This is a genomic window from Bradyrhizobium sp. P2_E8, from assembly GCF_056403875.1.
In genome coordinates this window covers 1-819 of sequence record NZ_JBFUES010001721.1, presented here as the reverse complement: position 1 = coordinate 819, position 819 = coordinate 1, and the positions used below count along the sequence as shown (strand labels likewise).

Genomic DNA, 819 nt, shown 5'->3' with positions numbered 1-819 from the left:
GGCCTTCGCCGGGACGACACCATTTTTGTAGCCCCACCTTCATACTAACGACCAACACGCAATGGATGGGCATTCCCGGGGTTCTTCACTAGTATCCGCGCGATTTCAAAACAGAACACTGCTGGAGCCAACACATGAAATCAGCCCTTCTCGCCGCCGTCGCAGCCTCGGCCCTGTTGCTGGCAGCGCCGGCCTCCGCGCAAGGCGTCAAGATCGGCATCCTCAACGACCAGTCCGGCGTCTATGCCGATTACGGCGGTAAATGGTCGGTCGAAGCCGCCAAGATGGCGATCGAGGACTTTGGCGGCGAGGTGCTCGGCCAGAAGATCGAGCTCGTCACCGCCGACCACCAGAACAAGCCGGATCTGGCGAGCTCGATCGCGCGGCGCTGGTACGACGTCGAGAACGTCGACATGATCACGGAGCTGACGACCTCCTCGGTCGCGCTCGCGATCCACGAGCTCTCCAAGGAAAAGAAGAAGATCGACATCGTGGTGGGCGCCGCGACCTCGCGTCTCACCGGCGATGCCTGCCAGCCCTACGGATTCCACTGGGCCTATGACACCCGCGCGCTCGGCGTCGGCACCGGCGGCGCGCTGACCAAGGCCGGCGGCGACACCTGGTTCTTCCTCACCGCGGACTACGCCTTCGGCTACGCGCTGGAGAAAGACACCAGCGAGATCGTCACCGCCAATGGCGGCAAGGTGGTCGGCTCCGTCCGCGTGCCGCTCAATTCCTCGGACTTCTCCTCCTTCCTGCTGCAGGCGCAGAGCTCGAAGGCGAAGATCGTCGGCCTTGCCAATGCCGGCCTCGACACCA

Annotated in this window: 1 protein-coding gene; it reads left to right on the top strand. The window is 63.6% G+C overall.

Going from position 1 to position 819, the window contains the following annotated elements; all coding sequences use genetic code 11:
• Window positions 1-134 precede the first annotated feature (134 nt).
• The coding region (locus AC1D00_RS43475) for an ABC transporter substrate-binding protein (protein WP_477014977.1) at window positions 135-819 on the top strand (685 nt) is incomplete at its 3' end.